General features: G+C 48.7%; 1 pseudogene. It reads left to right on the forward strand.

Annotated elements, in window-relative coordinates:
• Positions 1 to 1,053 (forward strand): annotated as a pseudogene (locus L650_RS0110895) (S8 family serine peptidase); the annotation flags it as partial.

The raw sequence follows: 1,053 nt of genomic DNA on the forward strand, positions 1-1,053 counted from the left end.
GGCTGTTACTAATAACGGTGAAGGTGTTGCCGGTGTGGCTTATGGCGCTAAAGTTGTGCCTGTACGTGTACTTGGTAAGTGTGGTGGTTTAACTTCAGACATTGCTGATGGCATTATCTGGGCATCTGGCGGAAGTGTATCGGGCATTCCTGCCAACTCAAACCCTGCTGATGTAATTAACATGAGCTTAGGTGGCAGCGGCTCNCGTGTAGCTCTACCACACAAAACGCAATTAACACAGCACGCAGCAACGGTGCAGTCGTGGTTATTGCTGCCGGTAATGATAACGATAACTCAGCAAACTATAACCCAGGTAACTGTAGTGGCGTTGTTAATGTTGCCTCTGTTGGTCGTAACGGCGGACGAGCATATTATTCAAACTATGGTAGCAATATTGATGTTGCAGCGCCGGGCGGCGCACAAAGCTTTGCAAACGACTCTGAAGGCGTTTTATCAACCTATAACTCAGGCTCGTCTACACCTTCAAGCGATAGCTATGCGTTCTCTCAAGGTACATCAATGGCGGCGCCTCATGTTGCTGGTGTTGCAGCCCTGATAAAGCAAGCTAAACCAAATGCTACCCCAGATGAAATAGAAAGCATTTTAAAATCAACTACCCGCTCATTCCCAGCAACGTGTACAAGTTGTGGTACAGGTATTGTAGATGCAGCAGCCGNGCGATAGCGAACTGACAGATGGTGAAGCTAAAACAGGCTTAAGCGGCGCTGCAAGTTCACAAGCGTATTACACGATGACTGTGCCAAGTGGCGCAACGAATGTTACATTCACAATGAGTGGCGGTAGCGGCGATGCAGATTTATACGTACGCGCAGGCAGCCAACCAACTACCTCAAGCTACGATTGTCGTCCGTACAAAGGCGGTAATAGCGAAGAGTGTTCTATTGATAACCCAACCGCTGGTACATACCATGTAATGCTTCGTGGCTACTCGGCTTATTCTGGCGTTAGTTTAGTGGGTAATATTACAGGTGGTTCTACAGGTGGCGGTTCAACTACACCAGAAGCCGGTGGCGGCACGGTGAGCGATGTAAC

It is taken from the genome of Pseudoalteromonas sp. TB51, assembly GCF_000498055.1.
Lineage (GTDB): Bacteria > Pseudomonadota > Gammaproteobacteria > Enterobacterales > Alteromonadaceae > Pseudoalteromonas > Pseudoalteromonas atlantica.